Origin of the sequence: Streptomyces sp. TLI_053 (assembly GCF_900105395.1) — a bacterium.
In the GTDB taxonomy this organism is placed as follows: Bacteria; Actinomycetota; Actinomycetes; order Streptomycetales; family Streptomycetaceae; genus Kitasatospora.
On the sequence record NZ_LT629775.1, the window covers coordinates 9,514,074 to 9,529,902 of the forward strand.

Annotated in this window: 15 protein-coding genes and 1 pseudogene; 10 read left to right on the forward strand and 6 right to left on the reverse strand. The window is 73.0% G+C overall.

The window, feature by feature from the left end; translation table 11 throughout:
- Window positions 1-94 precede the first annotated feature (94 nt).
- Together BLU95_RS39500 and BLU95_RS44805 are read left to right on the forward strand one after the other, a co-directional pair.
- Complete coding sequence (locus BLU95_RS39500) at window positions 95-454, forward strand: MerR family transcriptional regulator (RefSeq protein ID WP_093864271.1); 360 nt, start codon at window positions 95-97, stop codon at window positions 452-454.
- A 200-nt stretch (window positions 455-654) separates the two neighbouring features.
- On the forward strand, window positions 655-1,203 hold the full coding sequence (locus tag BLU95_RS44805) for a ferredoxin (RefSeq protein WP_231978126.1): 549 nt from the start codon (window positions 655-657) through the stop codon (window positions 1,201-1,203).
- 98 nt (window positions 1,204-1,301) lie between these two features.
- On the opposite strand, the gene BLU95_RS42770 is transcribed toward BLU95_RS44805, so the two are convergent.
- Window positions 1,302-1,628, reverse strand: a complete 327-nt coding sequence (locus BLU95_RS42770) for a hypothetical protein (protein ID WP_159425221.1) — start codon at window positions 1,626-1,628, stop codon at window positions 1,302-1,304.
- 348 nt (window positions 1,629-1,976) lie between these two features.
- Between BLU95_RS42770 and BLU95_RS39510 the strand changes: the two genes are divergently transcribed.
- Window positions 1,977-2,714, forward strand: coding sequence for an ATP-grasp domain-containing protein (locus BLU95_RS39510; RefSeq protein ID WP_093864272.1), 738 nt, complete (start codon window positions 1,977-1,979; stop codon window positions 2,712-2,714).
- A gap of 197 nt (window positions 2,715-2,911) precedes the next feature.
- Window positions 2,912-3,481: an SMI1/KNR4 family protein gene (locus tag BLU95_RS39515; protein ID WP_093864273.1), complete on the forward strand. Its 570-nt coding sequence runs from the start codon at window positions 2,912-2,914 to the stop codon at window positions 3,479-3,481.
- Window positions 3,482-3,487: 6 nt separating this feature from the next.
- On the opposite strand, the pseudogene BLU95_RS39520 reads toward BLU95_RS39515, so the two are convergent.
- Window positions 3,488-3,827, reverse strand: a pseudogene (locus tag BLU95_RS39520) (transposase family protein); the annotation flags it as partial.
- A gap of 45 nt (window positions 3,828-3,872) precedes the next feature.
- Here BLU95_RS39520 and BLU95_RS39525 point away from each other — a divergent pair.
- Window positions 3,873-4,550 (forward strand): hypothetical protein, encoded by a 678-nt coding sequence (locus BLU95_RS39525; RefSeq protein ID WP_159425222.1) that lies wholly within the window; start codon window positions 3,873-3,875, stop codon window positions 4,548-4,550.
- Between the two features lie 200 nt (window positions 4,551-4,750).
- A complete protein-coding gene (locus tag BLU95_RS39530) occupies window positions 4,751-5,179 on the forward strand; it encodes a hypothetical protein (protein ID WP_093864275.1) in 429 nt (142 codons plus the stop codon).
- A 45-nt stretch (window positions 5,180-5,224) separates the two neighbouring features.
- On the opposite strand, the gene BLU95_RS39535 is transcribed toward BLU95_RS39530, so the two are convergent.
- Window positions 5,225-6,583 carry a HEAT repeat domain-containing protein gene (locus tag BLU95_RS39535; RefSeq protein WP_093864276.1) on the reverse strand — a complete coding sequence of 453 codons (1,359 nt, stop codon included), beginning with the start codon at window positions 6,581-6,583 and terminating at the stop codon, window positions 5,225-5,227.
- Between the two features lie 187 nt (window positions 6,584-6,770).
- Between BLU95_RS39535 and BLU95_RS39540 the strand changes: the two genes are divergently transcribed.
- A complete protein-coding gene (locus BLU95_RS39540; RefSeq protein WP_093864277.1) occupies window positions 6,771-8,849 on the forward strand; it encodes an MDR family MFS transporter in 2,079 nt (692 codons plus the stop codon).
- A gap of 232 nt (window positions 8,850-9,081) precedes the next feature.
- Here the strand turns inward: BLU95_RS39540 and BLU95_RS39545 are convergent, their stop codons facing one another.
- Window positions 9,082-10,986: an FtsX-like permease family protein gene (locus BLU95_RS39545; protein WP_093864278.1), complete on the reverse strand. Its 1,905-nt coding sequence runs from the start codon at window positions 10,984-10,986 to the stop codon at window positions 9,082-9,084.
- 141 nt (window positions 10,987-11,127) lie between these two features.
- On the opposite strand from BLU95_RS39545, the gene BLU95_RS39550 reads away from it, so the two are divergent.
- The 3 genes from BLU95_RS39550 to BLU95_RS39560 all read left to right on the forward strand — a co-directional run bounded on the left by BLU95_RS39550 (window position 11,128) and on the right by BLU95_RS39560 (window position 13,689).
- The gene (locus tag BLU95_RS39550) at window positions 11,128-12,417 is read left to right on the forward strand and encodes a sensor histidine kinase (protein WP_231978127.1); all 1,290 of its coding nucleotides are present in this window, start codon (window positions 11,128-11,130) and stop codon (window positions 12,415-12,417) included.
- An 11-nt stretch (window positions 12,418-12,428) separates the two neighbouring features.
- On the forward strand, window positions 12,429-13,061 hold the full coding sequence (locus BLU95_RS39555; RefSeq protein ID WP_093865459.1) for a response regulator: 633 nt from the start codon (window positions 12,429-12,431) through the stop codon (window positions 13,059-13,061).
- 400 nt (window positions 13,062-13,461) lie between these two features.
- Window positions 13,462-13,689: a hypothetical protein gene (locus BLU95_RS39560; protein ID WP_093864280.1), complete on the forward strand. Its 228-nt coding sequence runs from the start codon at window positions 13,462-13,464 to the stop codon at window positions 13,687-13,689.
- Window positions 13,690-14,098: 409 nt separating this feature from the next.
- Here BLU95_RS39560 and BLU95_RS39565 read toward each other — a convergent pair whose 3' ends face one another.
- Window positions 14,099-14,527 carry a hypothetical protein gene (locus tag BLU95_RS39565; protein ID WP_093864281.1) on the reverse strand — a complete coding sequence of 143 codons (429 nt, stop codon included), beginning with the start codon at window positions 14,525-14,527 and terminating at the stop codon, window positions 14,099-14,101.
- Between the two features lie 361 nt (window positions 14,528-14,888).
- The gene (locus BLU95_RS39570) at window positions 14,889-15,458 is read right to left on the reverse strand and encodes a hypothetical protein (RefSeq protein ID WP_093864282.1); all 570 of its coding nucleotides are present in this window, start codon (window positions 15,456-15,458) and stop codon (window positions 14,889-14,891) included.
- Between the last annotated feature and the right edge of the window lie 371 nt (window positions 15,459-15,829).

Consider the following 15,829-nt stretch of genomic DNA (forward strand, 5'->3'; position numbering starts at 1 on the left):
ACGGGGCTCCGGTCGGTCGGGGTCGGTGGAGCCTCACGCTAAACAGTGGAGTACGGTCCAGGGTCAAGTCCACTGTCCGGAGGGGGTCTGGCACATGCGCATCGGAGAGCTGGCCGCGCGGACGGGGCTGAGCAGGGACACCGTCCGGTTCTACGAGAAGGTCGGCCTGGTCGAGTCCCGGCGTTCGGCCAACGGCTACCGCGACTTCCCGCCCGGAGCGGTGGAGTGGCTGCACTACGTGCGCACCGCGCAGACGCTCGGGTTCTCCCTGGCGGAGATCGCACGCACCGGCGAGGAACTGCGCGGAGCACCGGACACCGCCGAAGCGCTGTCCGCCCTGTTCGAGGAGAAGATCCGCGTCGTGGACGCCCGCATGGCCGAACTCGCCGCCCTGCGCAACGACCTCGCCGAACGCGTCGGCACCGGCTGCCCGTTGGCGGCGGCCGGCCGATGACGACGAGCGGGCGGGCCCCGGTCCCGGCGGCCTGTGCCAGAGCTGCTGCTGCGCCGCGCCCGACCAGGGTTGACGGCATGGAAGAGGCACAGGTGAGCGGGCCGGGCGGGTGGTGGTCGCGGCTCAGGCACTGGGCAGGGGTTCGCCGACCAGCCGATCCCTTCTCGCACGAACGGGCGCTGCGAGAGGCCGCCGCGCGGATGCGTGAGCGCCTTCTCCGCTACCCGGTGGACGGAGAGTGGCAGGACCTGGCGTACTGGGATCCACTGCCTACCGCCCGGGAGATGACCGACTCGGTGGGTGACGGCCGCTGGGAGGAGCGCAGTTGGCTGAACGTTCCGGGACCGTTCTACGCCGGCGCGACCGACACCGGCCTGAACGGCCCGTACTACCTTCCCGAGCACGTGCTCTCCAGCGACGAGCACTACGAGTTCGTCCACCGTCAGCCCGCCGACCCGCGCGAGGTGGCGGGCCTGGTGGAGATCGCCGATGGTGAGCCGGCGGGTGGCTACGCGTGGGACGGGGACCAGCACTGGACCCCGCAGGCGGTACGGACCTGGTGGGCAGGCCGGGCCGAGATCCGTGCGTGGATCACGGCGGAGCTGGACGACGACCGCAACGAGCCGGAAGCGCTGCGGCGGTACGCCGCCTACCTCGACGACGGGCTGGAGGCCTATCTGCGCGGCTACCTGTTCTGGCTGACCGAGGGGCGGGAGCCGCGCGTCGGAGAGGCGCTGCCGGACCTCTGACGCGCGGCCTGCCGGCCGCGAGCGCGGGCGGGGCGAGAGCAGCCGGCGGAGGCGTGCCGCGCGGCCGGGCAGTTGGCCCCGGCGCTGTCCACGCCGAGCTACAGCACGGCAATGCATGAGCTCAGATCGGCGGTCAGGAAGATCAGGTGCGTGTCTTCAGTGACATCCACTCGGCCCAGGACGACGGGGGTACGTCCCGCACGCCGAAGGCCCGGCAGCCCCTGTTCGAAGTCTTTGCAGGTGACGGTGCCGTCCTCGGCCATGCATTGGGCTCGCCATGTCCAGATGCTGAGGAGTTGGTTGGCGGGCGCTGTCGGTTCGGCCCAGACCCGGAAGGAAGCTCCGGCTCGCAAGGCGAGGGAAGCGTGGCCGGCGCCAGTGGTCCCATGTCGTTCGAGGGCAGCAATCAGGTCTTCGCGATCCACGACGTGCAGTATGGCCTGCCGTGGGCACCCGTAGTCGGACCGGTTCCAGGGAGACGACGAGCGGATCGGACCAGATCATCCGAGACGGGACACCTGGTCAAACCATCTCCAGGTGGGTCGAGCGGTGTCCTCTGCCAACTGATCTTGACCGTTTGGCAAGTGAGCCTGACGGCCGCCGGGTTCCCGTCATGTGCCCCTGAGCTGTGTCCTGCCGTGCCCGGCCGGTCCGTGGGCCCGTGGTGGGGGATTCTCGGGTGCGGTGGTGGGCACGGTCGGGCTAGCGTGGCGGCTTTGCGATTGCGGGAGGGGTGCGTGGTGCTGGTCATGCCGGGGAGGCGGACGTCGACGATGGAGCTGCTGGCCGTCGAGGCGGCCGCCCGGGGGATGTCGGTCGGGTGGGCGGAGGAGTCGGGCCTGGCGGGCCCCGCGTACTGGTACGGCGGGCCGGTGGCGGGCGCGCGGTTGGCGGGCCGGCTCGGGTTCGCGCTGCTGGAGCCGACGGACGGGTGGCTCGCCGAGCTGCCGGAGGAGTTCACCGGCCGTGAGGTCCGGTCGGGGACCGTCGCGGACGCCTGGGCGATCGACCGGCCGACGTTCGTCAAGCCGCCCCGTGACAAGTCCTTTCCGGCCGACGTCTACACCGACGGCTCCCACCTGCCGGCCGGACTGGACCCGGCGACACCGGTACTGCTGTCCGACGTGGTGACCTTCGCGGCCGAGTACCGGCTGTTCCTGCTGGACGGGCGGATCGCCGCCGCGAGCCGGTACGCGGTGTTCGGCCGGCTCGACCCCCGCCCGCTCGGTGCGGACCGGGCGGACCGGGCCGTCGCCGCGGAGCTGGCCGAGTTCGTCGACCGGCTCGGCGCCGCGGCCGGGCACACGCTGCCGAGCGCCGTCGTCGTGGACGTCGGGCAACTGCTCGACCCGTACCGCCCGGGCCACCGCTGGGCCGTGGTGGAGGCCAACATGGCGTGGTTCTCGCACGCCTACGCGGCGGACCCGGCGCGGGTCCTGGACGTGGTCCTGCGGGCGGCGGGGCCGCGCGAGCAGCTGCGGGCGCGGGATTCGGCCTTCGAACGGCAGTGAGAAGCACCGTTCCCGGTTGTGGGTTGTCTGTGGAACGTCGCGGGCGGTCACTTCGCCGAGGGGCCGGCCCTGCGCGGTACTTCCCGACCTCCGCAGTGGCGTGGGCGGACGGAAACATCCCTGTAGAGAAGTCAGAAGTCAGAAGTCAGAAGTCAGAAGTCAGAAGTCAGTGGGCAGTTGGCAGAGAGCAGAGAGCGATGGGTGTGGCCGAGAGTTGGTCGCGTGTGATGAGTCTCCTTCGGGAGCACGCGCCGGCCGATCACGCGGAACTGCCAGGGCCCGCTACGGAGCAGATGCTCGCGGCGGCCGAGGAACGGATGGGGATCTCCCTGCACGGGGACCTGCGGACCTGGCTGTTGCAGAACAATCCGGATCTGCCGGAGGAGGACGTCGACGACGACGCGATGTGCTGCGGCTTCGACGGGTTCCCCGACGAGGGAAGCTTCTTCCTGGGCATTCGGGCCATGGAGAGGCTCTACGCGAGCCGTTCCACGTCCTGCGGATTCGACCCTCCGGACCAGCCGGACGATCCGTTCTGGCGCAACGAGTGGATCCCGTTCCTGTCGGACCAGGACGGCTGGACGGGAAAGTTCGTCGATGTGCGGGACGGACGCGTCGGCCGCTGGTTCGTGAGCGGCCCCACGGTCACGGGCGAGTACGCATCGATGGCGCACTATTTCGACTCCGTGGCGGAGACGCTGACGAGGATCGCCGATGGAAGCTCCCCGGTCTGTCGGTTCACCGAAGGTCGACTTGCCTGGTCGTGAGACGGTGTCCAACCCGAGGACGGCTGCGACGAGGACGGTCGTCCGGTCGGGACTGCAGCTGGCTCGGCGGAAGATCTGCCAGGCCTTCAGGCGTGCGATGCTTCGTTCGACCGGTGCTCGTGCCGCTGACAGGTCTCGGTTGATTGTCTGCTGGGTTGCGGTGAGGTCCTGGCCGGGAGGCCGTCTGACGGGAGCGGTCACCCAGGGGCCGGCTCCGAGCAGGCGCGGTCGGCGAGCACGGAGACGCCCCGGCGTTCCCAGGTCCGCAGGATACGGTGGGTGCGGGCTGCGGTCAGGTCGTGGGCGCGGCCGGGCAGCGCGGTGAGATCCGCAGCAGCTCACGTGTGGTTGATCGTTGCCAGTCCTTTGGAGGCACTGGGACACTGCCAGTATGGATCTTGACGTTTCGCCGCAGGCCCGAGCACAACGCCCAGTACCTGCGGTGTCCCTGCCGGAGCGGGTCGGCAGGGACGGTGAAGGGCTGCTGCTGGAGGAGTTCAACCAGGCAGTGCGTCGGCCTGATGAATTCGGCGGTCTGTCGGTGGTGGCGCGTCTTCTCGACCGGCTCGCGGCAAGCGAGCGGCGGACCACGGGTTCGGTCTGGATTCCCGATAAGAATGCCCGGCTGGCCCCATCGGCGATGCTGAGGGGCGCTTTCCCCGACTCCGATGTCTGTGTGATCGCCTCGCAGTACGGTGAGGACGCACACCGCCGAGGCTGGCTCCGGCTCGATCGCAGTCTGACGCCCGCCGAGCATGCCGTGGTGGTCGACAGGGCTGTGGCTTGGTCGGAGTCCGACCGCTCTCTGGGCGACATCCTGGCCGAATTCGGTCCGCCGTCGGTCACGTTCGGTCCACCTGACCCGCATCGCGCCAAGACCCTCAGTTATGCCACCGACGATGCCATGGCTCCTGTCGTCGCTTTTCACCTCGGTTCGGCGCGGGTCGATTCGGACCCGGGTGCGGGAGATCCGGAATCGACAGGAGCGGTCCTGCTCGCGGTGCGGGTCCACGACGATTTTTTCGACGGGTGGGAACTCACACCGTCCGGCCTGGGCCGCTTCCACTGAAAGGCGGCGCGGAAGACCCAGCCGAAGCCCATCTCCGGCGGTAGTAGCTGCGACTCTGTGCGACGAAGATGGTCAGGTCAGGGTCGGTAGGCTCGTGAAGAGTCGGTAGCAGATCCCGCACCCCGTAGCAGCTGAGGTGGTGGCGACGGTGATGCCGTCGCCACCACCTCCTGCTGCCGATCGTCGAAAGGAATCCCGGAGTGGGTCGCCCGGAGCTTGTGGACGTCATCAGGGAAGTGGCCGGATTCGGTGTCTGGCGGGGAAGCGGGAACATCGACGAGGAGGCGCTGGAGAACATCGAGTACTTCTCCGCCCCGCCCGGGGAGCAGGGCGACGACGACCGGGAGGCGCTGGCCGCGGCGCTGACGGGAACGATGGAAGCCTGGCTCCGGGATGCCGCGACCGATGGGACGGGGCGGCCCGGTGTCGTCTATCTGTGGCACGACGATCAGGCGGCGCAGCTGCGGCTGTCCTTCGTCTCGGCCGGGCGGGACGGAATTCCCTTCGGGGTGCCGTTGGTGTTCGTCGATGGGCCGCAGGAGATTCTGAACGACTTCCTGATCGGCGCGCACCGCGCTTCCGGTGCCCCCTTGAAGGTCTTCGCGCGTGAGCTGGCGGCAGCTGCTTGAAGCGCGGTGGTCACGCTCTTTCCGCACCGGCCGCCCCCCACAGCGTCAGGCGTCCGGCAGCCCCGCGTAGGCCCGCATCGCCGGAGGGTCCCGAGGAAGGGCCCACGACCTCAGGATCTCCAGGAAGTTGCCCCATTGCCAGGTGGACGCGTCGAGGTCGGCCAGCACCCGGATCAGCCGTTGCTGCCGCTCGTCGAGCGCGGTGAAGGCGGGCAGGGGTGTCGGGCGGGTCGGGAACGCCAGGGACAGCGCCGCCGCAGTGACGGCGAAGGCCGAGATACCCGAGGACCTGGCGAGCCCGTCGGTCACGGCGTCCAGGGTCTCCCCCGGGTGCGTGGAGGAGAGCTGGGTGAGGGAGAGGGCGGCGTAGCCGCGCAGGTCGCCGTCGTGGAAGTCCAGGAGCGGGGGCCCGGGCTCCGGGGGAGCGGCCTCGGCCGCCGCCAGCTCGGCCAGCACCGCCGCGGTCGGCACGCCGTCGTCCGTCGGGCCGTCGCCGGCCGGGCCGTCGCCCGACGCGCCGTCCAGGGTGCCCAGCCGCGCCAGCGCGACGGCCGCCGCCCAGCGGGGCAGGCGTCCGGCGGCCCCCAGGAACGGCCGCAGCCGGGGGACCAGTCCGGGGCCGCCGAGCAGCCCGGCCGCCACCAGCGCCGAGGCCGTCACGGCGGCCGCCGGCTGCTCGTCGCCGAGGCCCGCCACCCCGCCGGCCCGGTCGACGGCGTCGTCCAGCAGGGCCAGCAACCGCGGCAGCGTGCGGGCGGCCTCCTCGGGGAACCAGGCCAGCAGGTACGCGGTGGTGGCCCGGACCTCGGCGTCCTCGTCCTCCAGCAGCACCGACAGGGCGGGGAGCTCGGCCCGGACGGCGTCGTAGGCGGCCAGCTCGGAGTCCATCGACCCCAGGTGGTCCTCGACGTCGAAGAGCGAGCGCCGGAACTCCCGGACCCGCCGCTCGCCCTCGTCCGGTGCCGCCGCGACCCAGGCGTCCATCTCGGCCAGTACCGCCGCCGGGTCCTGCGCCGCGAACTCGGCCCGCTCGTGGCGCATCCGGGCGATGTCGATGCCGTCCGGCAGGTGCGCCTCGTCGTAGCCGATGGCCAGCGACGCCAGCAGCCGGACCACGTCGGCCCGCCCGTTCCGTATGCTCCGCCCGCTCCGCCCGTCCCGACCGGGATCCGTGGCGAGCCGGGCCAGGAACGGCACGGCCGCCGCCGAGGCGGGGTAGCGGCTGCCCTGGTGGAAGATGTTGCCGTACAGGGCGTGCAGCGCCCGGCGGCGCTCCGTCTCCTCCGGTCCGCCGAGGGCGCGCAGCAGTGCCGGAACGTCGTCCGCGTCGCCGTAGGCGTGCTCCAGGCCCGCCCAGTCGATCGCGTCCAGGCCGGCCAGGGGGTCGGTGGTCTCGCTCGTCATGCCCGGCACTCTGCCACGCCCCACCGACAACGCCCCCGGGAGCACCGGCCGGGCTCTGACGGCCCGTCCCCGCCCGGCAGGAGAGGACCGTGGGCACCCCGGTGACCAGGCCCCGCGGAGCCGCCCCGCTCACCCGGACGGCGGAGCCCGATCGCGGTCCCCCCGGGCCTGCGGCGAGGCTGTCGGCATGACCGTCGACACCGAGACCCCGCCGTCCGCCCCGCCGGTGCTGGACGCCCGGCAGCGGAACGTCGTCTTCGCCACCATCGTGCTCGGCATGCTGCTGGCCGCACTGGACCAGACCATCGTCGGCACCGCGCTGCCCACCATCGTGGCGGACCTCGGCGGGGCCGCGCACATGTCCTGGGTGGTCACGTCCTACCTGCTCGCCGAGACGGTGGCCACCGTACTGGCCGGGAAGTTCGGCGACCTCTACGGGCGCAAGCTGCTGTTCCAGGTCTCCGCGATCGTGTTCATCACCGGCTCGTTCTTCTGCGGCCTGGCGACCAACATGACGCTGCTGATCGCCTGGCGCGCCCTGCAGGGCATCGGCGCGGGCGGTCTGATGGTGACCGCGATGGCCCTGATCGCCGACGTGATCCCGCTGCGCGAACGGGGCAAGTACCAGGGCGCCATCGGCGCGGTGTTCGGCGTGGCGACGGTGATCGGACCGCTGCTCGGCGGGCTGTTCACCGACCACCTGTCCTGGCGCTGGGCCTTCTACGTCAATGTGCCGATCGCCGTCGCGGTGGTGATCGCCGCGGCCCGGACCATCCCCGCGGTGCGGGCGGCGGTCCGGCCGGTCGTCGACTACCTCGGCATCGCCCTCGTCGCGATCGGCGCCAGCGCGCTGATCCTGGCGACCAGCTGGGGCGGCAACGAGTACGCCTGGGGCTCGGGCGTGATCGTCGGCCTCTTCCTCGGCGGGGCGGTGGCCCTCGGCCTGTTCTGCTGGGTGGAGACCCGGGCCGTCCAGCCGATGCTGCCGATGCGGCTGTTCCGCAACCCGGTGTTCGCGGTCTGCTCCGTGCTCAGCTTCATCGTCGGCTTCGCGATGCTCGGCGCGCTGACGTTCCTGCCGACCTTCCTGCAGTACGTCGACGGGGACTCCGCGACCGTCTCCGGCGTCCGGATGCTGCCGATGGTGATCGGCCTGCTGCTGGCCTCGGTCGCGAGCGGCAACATCGTCAGCAAGACCGGGAAGTACCGGCTCTTCCCGATCGCCGGGACCCTGGTGATGGCGCTGGGCCTCTACCTGCTGTCGCGCCTGGAACCCGGCACCGGCACCGTGCTCGCCTCCTGCTACATGTTCGTGCTGGGTGTCGGCATCGGGCTGAGCATGCAGGTGCTGACCATCGCGGTGCAGAACACGGTCGACTACGCGGACCTCGGCACCGCGACCTCCGGGGTGACCTTCTTCCGCACCATCGGCAGCTCCTTCGGCACCGCCGTGTTCGGGACGATCTATGCCAACAGTCTCCGGACCGAGCTGGCCGGGGGAGTGGCCGAGTCCGCCGCCTCGACGGGCGCCGACCCGGCGGCGCTCGCCCGGGCGGCCGGGAGTCCGCAGGGCCTGCACGGCCTGCCCGCCGAGCAGGCGGCACCGATCGTGCAGGGCTACGCGGACGCCCTGCACACCGTGTTCCTGTGGACGGTGCCGGTGGCGCTGCTCGGGTTCGTCGTCTCGCTGTTCCTCAAGCAGGTGCAGCTGCGGGACACCGCCCGGGCGGGCTCCACGGACCTCGGCGAGGGATTCGCCCAGCCGACCGGCGGCGACTCGGACCAGCTCCTGGAGTCGGCGGTGGGCCGGATCGTGCGCGGAGCCGACCTCGACACGGTCCGTTCGATCGTGGCCGACGCGGACACAAGGGTCGACCTCGCCGGTGCCTGGGCGCTGATGGAGGTCGCCGGCCACACCAAGGCGGTCGGCCGGGCGTCACTGGAGCTGGTCGCCGCCCGCAAGCGGGTCCCGCCCGAGGTCCTGGAGCCGGTGTTCGACCGGATGGCCGACGAGGGTCACCTCACCCGTGACGGCGACCGGCTGGCCCTCACCACCACCGGCACGCACGAGGTGCGCGCGCTCGCCCGCGCCTGGTCCGACTGGCTCAACGCCCGCCTGGAGTCCGACGCCGGACGGCCTCGCAGTCCGCAGCTGCGGACTGCGGCGGAGACGATCGCCTGGCGGCTGCTGGTCGAGGACCTCGCCAACGGTCTGCCCGCGCACGTCCGGGCGAAGGCCGGGGCGGGGGTGCGGGAGGCACGCTGAGCGCTCCCGGCGCACCAGGCACATCCAGCACGCCCGGCACGCCCGGCGCACCGGGCGTACCAGGCACACCCGGCACACCTGGCGTACCAGGCACACAGCTGACCCGGGCGAGCGAGCCGTACCCACCCTCGCCCGGGCCCGCTCCACAGCGTCCTGACCGGTACGCCCGGCCGTGTCCGGCCGGGTCCGGCGCGCTGCCCCCGCTCCGTCGTCGGCCCGGCCTTGCCCATTTTCAGCGGGCGGCCACGACCGGGCGGACGCGCAGCGCCCAGGCCGCGGCGGGGGCGGCGCAGAGTGCGGCGAGCAGCAGCGCGCCGGCCGTCACCACGCCCACCTCGTGCCAGGGCAGGACGAGCGGGGCGGGCACCCGCAGCACCGCCAGGGCGTCGTACAGGGAGGCGAGCTGGACGGCGGCCGCGGCGCAGCCGAGGACGGCGCCGACCGCCGTCACCAGGACCGACTCGGCGGTCACCAGGCGCACGACCTGGGCGCGGGTGGCGCCGGCGAGGCGGAGCAGGGCGAGTTCGCGGCGCCGGTCGGCGGTGGCCATGAACAGGGTGTTGGCGAGCGCGATGCCGGTGTACAGGACCGCCAGGCCCAGCACGAGGACGGTGCGCAGCCAGGTGGTCCGCGGCGACGGTCCGGCGGCGAGCCACTGCTCGCGGGTGTGAACGGCGGCGCCGTACGGCAGGGCGGCGGAGCGGACGGCGGCCACCCGGTCGCTGCCGCCGTCCGGGCCGAGCACGACGTCGACGCGGTCGACCCGGGAGCCCGGGGCGTTGGCGGCGGTCACGTACAGACCGTTGTCGCCGAGCCCGTCCCGCAGCACGGCGGCCACCCGCAGGGTCGTGCGGCTGCCGTCGGCGCGGACCACCGGCACCGGTTCCCCGACCCGGTGGTGGCCCCACTCGGCCGGAAGGACGAGGGACTCGTCGTCGAGTGCGGCCGTCGAGCCGGCCAGCACGGGCAGCCGGGCCAGGGACGCGAGCCCGGCCGGACCGGTGACCGCGCGGGCCTCGGACCGGACCGTCACGCCGTCCGGTTCGACGAGCGCGAGGGTGGTCGGCGCCGTGGCGCAGAGGGCGCCCACGCCGGGAACGGCCCGCAGCGCGGCGAGCAGCGGGCCCGCGGAGCCGTCGGCCGGGACGACGACCAGGTCGGCGCCGGTCCGGGCCCCCGCCTCGGCGGACCGGGCGGCGCCGACCGCCGCCGGCGCGCCCGCCAGAGACCCGGTCAGCGCCACGGCGACCACCACCGGCGCGGCCACCGCGCCCGTCCGGCGCAGCGCCGCGGCGGCAGCGGCGGGCACCAGGCGGCTGACCGGCCGGGCGGATCCGCCGCCCCGGCGCGGCAGTGCGCGGGCGGCCAGGCGGAGCAATGGCGGGGCGAGGAGCGGCGAGAGCAGGCCGCACGCGCAGATCAGCCACATCGGCCGGGTGGTGAACGTCTTGCGGTGCAGCAGGTCGACGGGGTCGGTGGCGAGCGCGGCGACCGTCAGGGCGAGGAAGGCGAGCAGCAGCCCGAGGCCGGTCAGGAGACGGCCGGCGGTCAGCACACCGGTGTCGAGGTCGGCCGTGCGCAGGGCGTCCAGCGGGCCGGTCCGCCCGGCCCGACGGGCCGCGACGGCGACCCCGGCGACGGCGACCAGCAGGCCGGTGGCGAAGGCGGCGGGAAGCGGCCACACGGCGGGGACGAGGGCGAGACCGGGCGGCGCCAGGCCGGCCCCGGACAGCCACCGCAGGAGTGCGGGAGCGGCGAGGCGCCCGAGCGCGCAGCCGCTCGCGCAGGCGACGGCGCCGAGCACCAGCGCCTCGGCGAGCACCGTGCGCCGCACCTGGCCGCGGGTCGCGCCGGCCAGGCGGAGCAGTCCGAGCTCGCGACGGCGCTGGGCGACGGCGTAGGAGTAGGTGGAGGCGACGACGAACGCCGACACGAACGCGCTCACCCCGCCCGCGGTGCCGAGCACGGCGACCAGGGAGACGAGGTCCTCCCCACCGGGGGCGCCGGCCGACGCGGCGGCGAGGCCGAGTAGCACGGCGGCGGTCGTCGCCACCCCGAGGGCCAGGGCGAGAAAGGCGCCGAGCAGGGAGACCGGGCGGGCCTTCAGGGATTTCAGCGCGATCCGCAGCATTCTCATGGCGCCCAGCCAAGCGCCGCCCCCCGGGATGGCGCAGCGGGCCTGGGGCCACTTCGCAGGGTGGGGCAGGCCCTACCGACGGGCCGCGCCGCGCCCTCTAGGGTGGGCGGACGCCGGGACGGCGCGTGGGGGAGGAGAGACGTGACGGACGACAGAGGTCGGTGGGGCGCGGTGACGCGGCCGGGGTTCCTGCGTTCGGCGGCGCCCTGGCGGGCGGCCGGGTACCTCCTGGCGACCGGACTGACCGGGCTGCTGCTCTGCGCCGGGCTGCTGGTGTCGGTGGCGGCCGGCGGCGTGCTGGCGGCCCTGCTGGTCGGGCTGCCGCTGCTGGCCGCCCTCGCCCTGGTCGGGCTGCCCGTCGCGGCCTGGGAACGGCGCCTCGCCCGGTTCCTGCACGGCGCACCGGTACCGGACCCGCACCGCGTCCCCGACCGTCCGGGCCTCGCGGCCTGGCTGCGGCTGCGTTACCGGGAGCGGGCCACCTGGCGCGAGCTCGGCTTCACCGCGCTCGCCGCGTTCGTGCTCTGGCCGCTCGACCTGGCCGTGGCCTTGTGCGCCCTCGCCCTCCCCGGGTACCTGCTGGCGGCCCTCCCGCTGCTGCTCCTGGACGGCGAACAGGTCAACGTCCTCAAGGTCTGGCAGGTCCACTCCCCTTGGGCGGCGGGCCTGTTCGGGCTGGCCGGGCTCGCCCTCGCACCACTGCTCGCGTACCCGGTGGCGCTGCTGGCCGCCGCCCGGGCGGCGCTCGTCCGGGCGCTGCTGGGGCCGGACGGCCGGGAACACCGGATCGGTGAACTCGTCCGCTCCCGCGCCCGGTTGGTGGACGCCTTCGAGGCCGAGCGGCGCCGGATCGAACGCGATCTGCACGACGGCGCCCAACAGCGCCTGGTCGCCCTGCGGATGACGCTCGGCCTGGCCCGGCTGGACGCGCCGCCGGACGGCCCGCTGGCGGCCCGGCTCGCCGAGGCGCACCGCGAGGCGGGTGACGTGCTCGCCGAACTGCGCGAACTGATCAACGGCATCCATCCGCAGGTGCTCACCGACCGAGGCCTGCCGGAGGCGTGCGCGGACGCCGCCGACCGGTCACCCGTCCCGGCGACCACCCGCTTCGCGCTGCCGGCCCGCCTCCCGGCGCCCGTCGAGTCGGCCGGGTATTTCGCCGTCACCGAGGCACTCGCCAACGTCGCCAAACACAGCGGGGCGAGCACCACGACCGTCGACGGCCGGTGGGCGCGGGGCCGGTTGACCATCGAGGTGACCGACGACGGCCGCGGCGGCGCCGACCCCGGGCGCGGCACCGGACTGACCGGTCTGGCCGACCGGATGGCGGTCGTGCACGGCACACTGACCGTGAGCAGTCCGCCGGGCGGACCGACCACCGTGAGGGTGGAGATCCCCTGCACCCCGACCGGGACGGGGGCGCGACGATGAGCCTGAGCATCGTGCTCGCCGAGGACGGAGTCCTGCTGCGCGAGGGGCTGATCGGCCTGCTCGCCCGGTTCGGGCACCGGGTGGTGGCGGCCGTCGGCGACGCCCCGGCGCTGCACGCGGCGGTCGAGGAGCACCGGCCGGACCTCGTGCTCACCGACGTCCGGATGCCGCCCGGCCAGAGCGACGAGGGCCTGCGCGCGGCCGTCGCCCTGCGCGAGCGGCACCCCGGCCTGCCGGTCCTGGTGCTCAGCCAGTACGTGCAGTGCTCCTACGCGGCCGAGCTGCTGGACTCCGGGGACGGCTCCGGCGTGGGCTACCTGCTGAAGGACCGGATCGGTCAGGTCGAGGAGTTCGCGGCGGCGGTCGCCCAGGTCGCGGCCGGCGGGACGGTGGTCGACCCGGAGGTGGTCCGCCAACTGCTGCGCCGCCGCCGGGACCCGCTGGAGCGGCTGACCCCGCGCGAGCGGGAGGTGCTGGCACTGATGGCCGAGGGCCGCTCGAACGCGGCGATCTGCCGGGAGCTGGTGGTGTCCGACGCCGCCGTGGGCAAGCACATCGGCAACATCCTGATGAAGCTGGACCTGCCCCCGGCCGCGGAAACGCACCGCCGCGTGCTGGCGGTGCTGGAGTTCCTGCGTGCCTGAGCCTGTTCCTCAACATCGGGCTTGCTCCGGTCCGACGCGAGGATGAAGCCGCCTCGATGAGTTCGAAGCGAACGGTCAGACCGGGTCCGGGGGACCGGGAACAACCTGGCGGTGCTCCTGGCGGCAGGGGCGAGCACGGCGCAGGGGCGGCTCCTGCCACACACCTGCGACTTTCCGTTGTTGGGCGATCGGTCCGCCCCGGTGCGGACACTCCGCTGTCCACCACCGACGATGACGCCCCCTGGAGCCACTCCCGACCGCCACCGGCGCCCACGCCGTCGAGAGATGAACCTGTGCGCCATTCGGAGTACCGCCGCGGGCGCTCGACGGGCGCCGCCACGCCAGGCCGATTGGATGAATACGAACCACCCTGGTTCGCCCTCGACACCAAGGAGCAGCGATGTCCGTGTCCACGATGCGTCGGCGCGTCGCCACCACCTGTCTCGTGCTGGTTGTGGGCTTCGTCCCGCTGGCGAGCGCGACCACCAGCGCCCACGCCGCCACCACCCCTCGCGCCGCCACCCCTCGCGCCGCCACGCCTCCCTGCCCGAACAACCCGCTGGAGGGGCTCCTCCTCTCCCTCATCCCGATCGGCGGATTGGTGAGCGATATTCCCTGCATCGGCTGACAGGGATTCCGCCCCAGGAAGGGGGCCGATGCCGCTTGGTGGCGAGCGTCGATCCCTCCTTCGAACACGAAATCAACGTGTTAATGATCTGCAAGCCCTTAGCCAGATTTTCGAGGGAATCACCGCCGGCAATGTGCCGCACGTGATCACTCGTACCGGTGCTGGTCGCACACGGAGGCGGGCCGGAACAATTCGCCGGACCGCCCGGGCGCAGGACAGTGCGAGGGTGCCGACGGCCGGTGTCAATTCCGTCGAATCACGCCCGGGGTATTCCTTCCGGCGAATTCGGAACGGATCGTACGACCGGGCACTTCGACCGCGGCCCGCCGAAATGGCCTACGAGTGCCGGCCCCGCCGTCACGGCGGGGCCGGCCGCCCCTCGGTGGGCGGACGGGCTACGGCGTGGACGTCACTTGCCGCACCAGCCCGGGCCCTTGCCCCACCAGTCGCCGGAGTTGTAGTCCCGGCCGCCGTAGTAGATGCACTGCCCGGGTGCGTAGAGGTAGGCCGTGGCGTAGTAGCTGAGGCTTCGGTACTCTTCCTGCCTCCCGCTGCCGTCGCCGTAGGTCAGGTAGGCGCCGGTCAGTGATGGAGTGCCGATCTTGGAGTTCTTGATGGTGGCGACGCAGTTCTTGCCGGTCGCGCTGCTGTAGGTCAGGTAGACCGTCGAGGTGCCGCCCGGCAGGTTGAACGAGTCCTTCGTGACGTAGCTCGCCCCGCAGGCGGTCTGCGGGGTGTAGGCGGTGACGGCCGCATCGGCGGTCGCGGAGACCGCGAACAGCACCGAACCGGCCGCGACGGCGAGGGCCGCCGTGCGCGCGTAATTCCTACCGAACATCCTGGACTCCTTCGTGCGGCTCGTACTCCTGGAAAACCGACGTGCCAGACCATGACAACAGTCGGACCCCGCAATCACCGGTCGGCGTTCGCGCGATGTCCGGAACCGGGTCGAGGACGGCCCGATTCCGCCCCGGAATTGTCGGCGAATACCGGAAGCGGAACCGGAACCGCCCGACCCGGCATTCTCTCGATTTCCGGGAATCGCCGAGGATTTCCGAAATGCCTGCCGCGGGCGCGGCTCTGCGAGGGGGCGACGAAATCCTCGGCGCGGGCCCGGCCGACCGCGAGGGCGCCGGGCGGTCCGTCAGCCCCGGCCGTTCCGCCCGTCGTTGCCGATCAGTGCCATGACCGGGCGGTTCTCACCGGCCGAAAAGCCGTCGCAGGCCGCGGCGTTCGGGCTTGCCCTGCGGGGCGGACGGGCCCGGGCGAGCGGCCACGGCGGGGCCGGGGGCCGGCTCGGCCAGGAGGTCCACCACGGCGGTCAGAAAGCCGGACAGATCGGGCGCCGGGCCGGGGCCCAGGTTGAGGTGGCTGCCGTCCGCCCACTCCCCGAGCACCGTGTACGGCTTCCCGGTGAACGGGTTCAGCGCCAGTTCCAGGGTGAGGTACCGGCAGTGGTCGGCGCCGCCCGGCTGGACGACGGCGGTGTAGTACGCCTCTGCGGGCGCGGCGGGCCGTGGCAGGACGACCACCAGCAGCCGGTGCCGGCCCAGCGTGATCAGGTCCGCCCTCAGGCCGCCGCCCGGCAGCCGGTCCGCTGCGGGGAGCCGCTCGCCGAAGCCGTTCCAGAGGGAGAGCAGCGCGGGGCCGAACCCCTGTTCCGGTTCGCTGTCGAGCATCTTCGGCCCGAGGTCCCGGGCGAGGTCGGCGAGCACCTTGTGCGCGAAGCGGTAGTGGTGCGGCCGTGGGTCGTTGTCCACGATGCCCATGCGCGGAAGTATGCCGATCACACCGGTGTCGGGGGAATCACCTTTCTCCGCCGCCCCGTCCCGTCGGCACCGGCCCTGAAAGCCTCGCAACGCCCGTCGGCGACGGAACTCCCGCTCGGCCTCGTGGCCGCCCGCCCGGTCGTTCCGGGACAGGCGGCCACGGCGCCGACGGTCTCTCAACCGCGTTGCTGTGCAGAGGAGGTCACGCGTCTCTCGGCGACTCCCCGCCTCCCCGCGCGCAGGAGGCGGGACGACACCCGTGGCCGTACCGTGCGGCGGGTCAGTACGTGTCGTTGTCGATGATCGAGCTGGCGTAGATGCTGAAGCAGGGGAAGGGGTACGCCTCCTCCGTCTCCTCGGTAAGGGCTTCG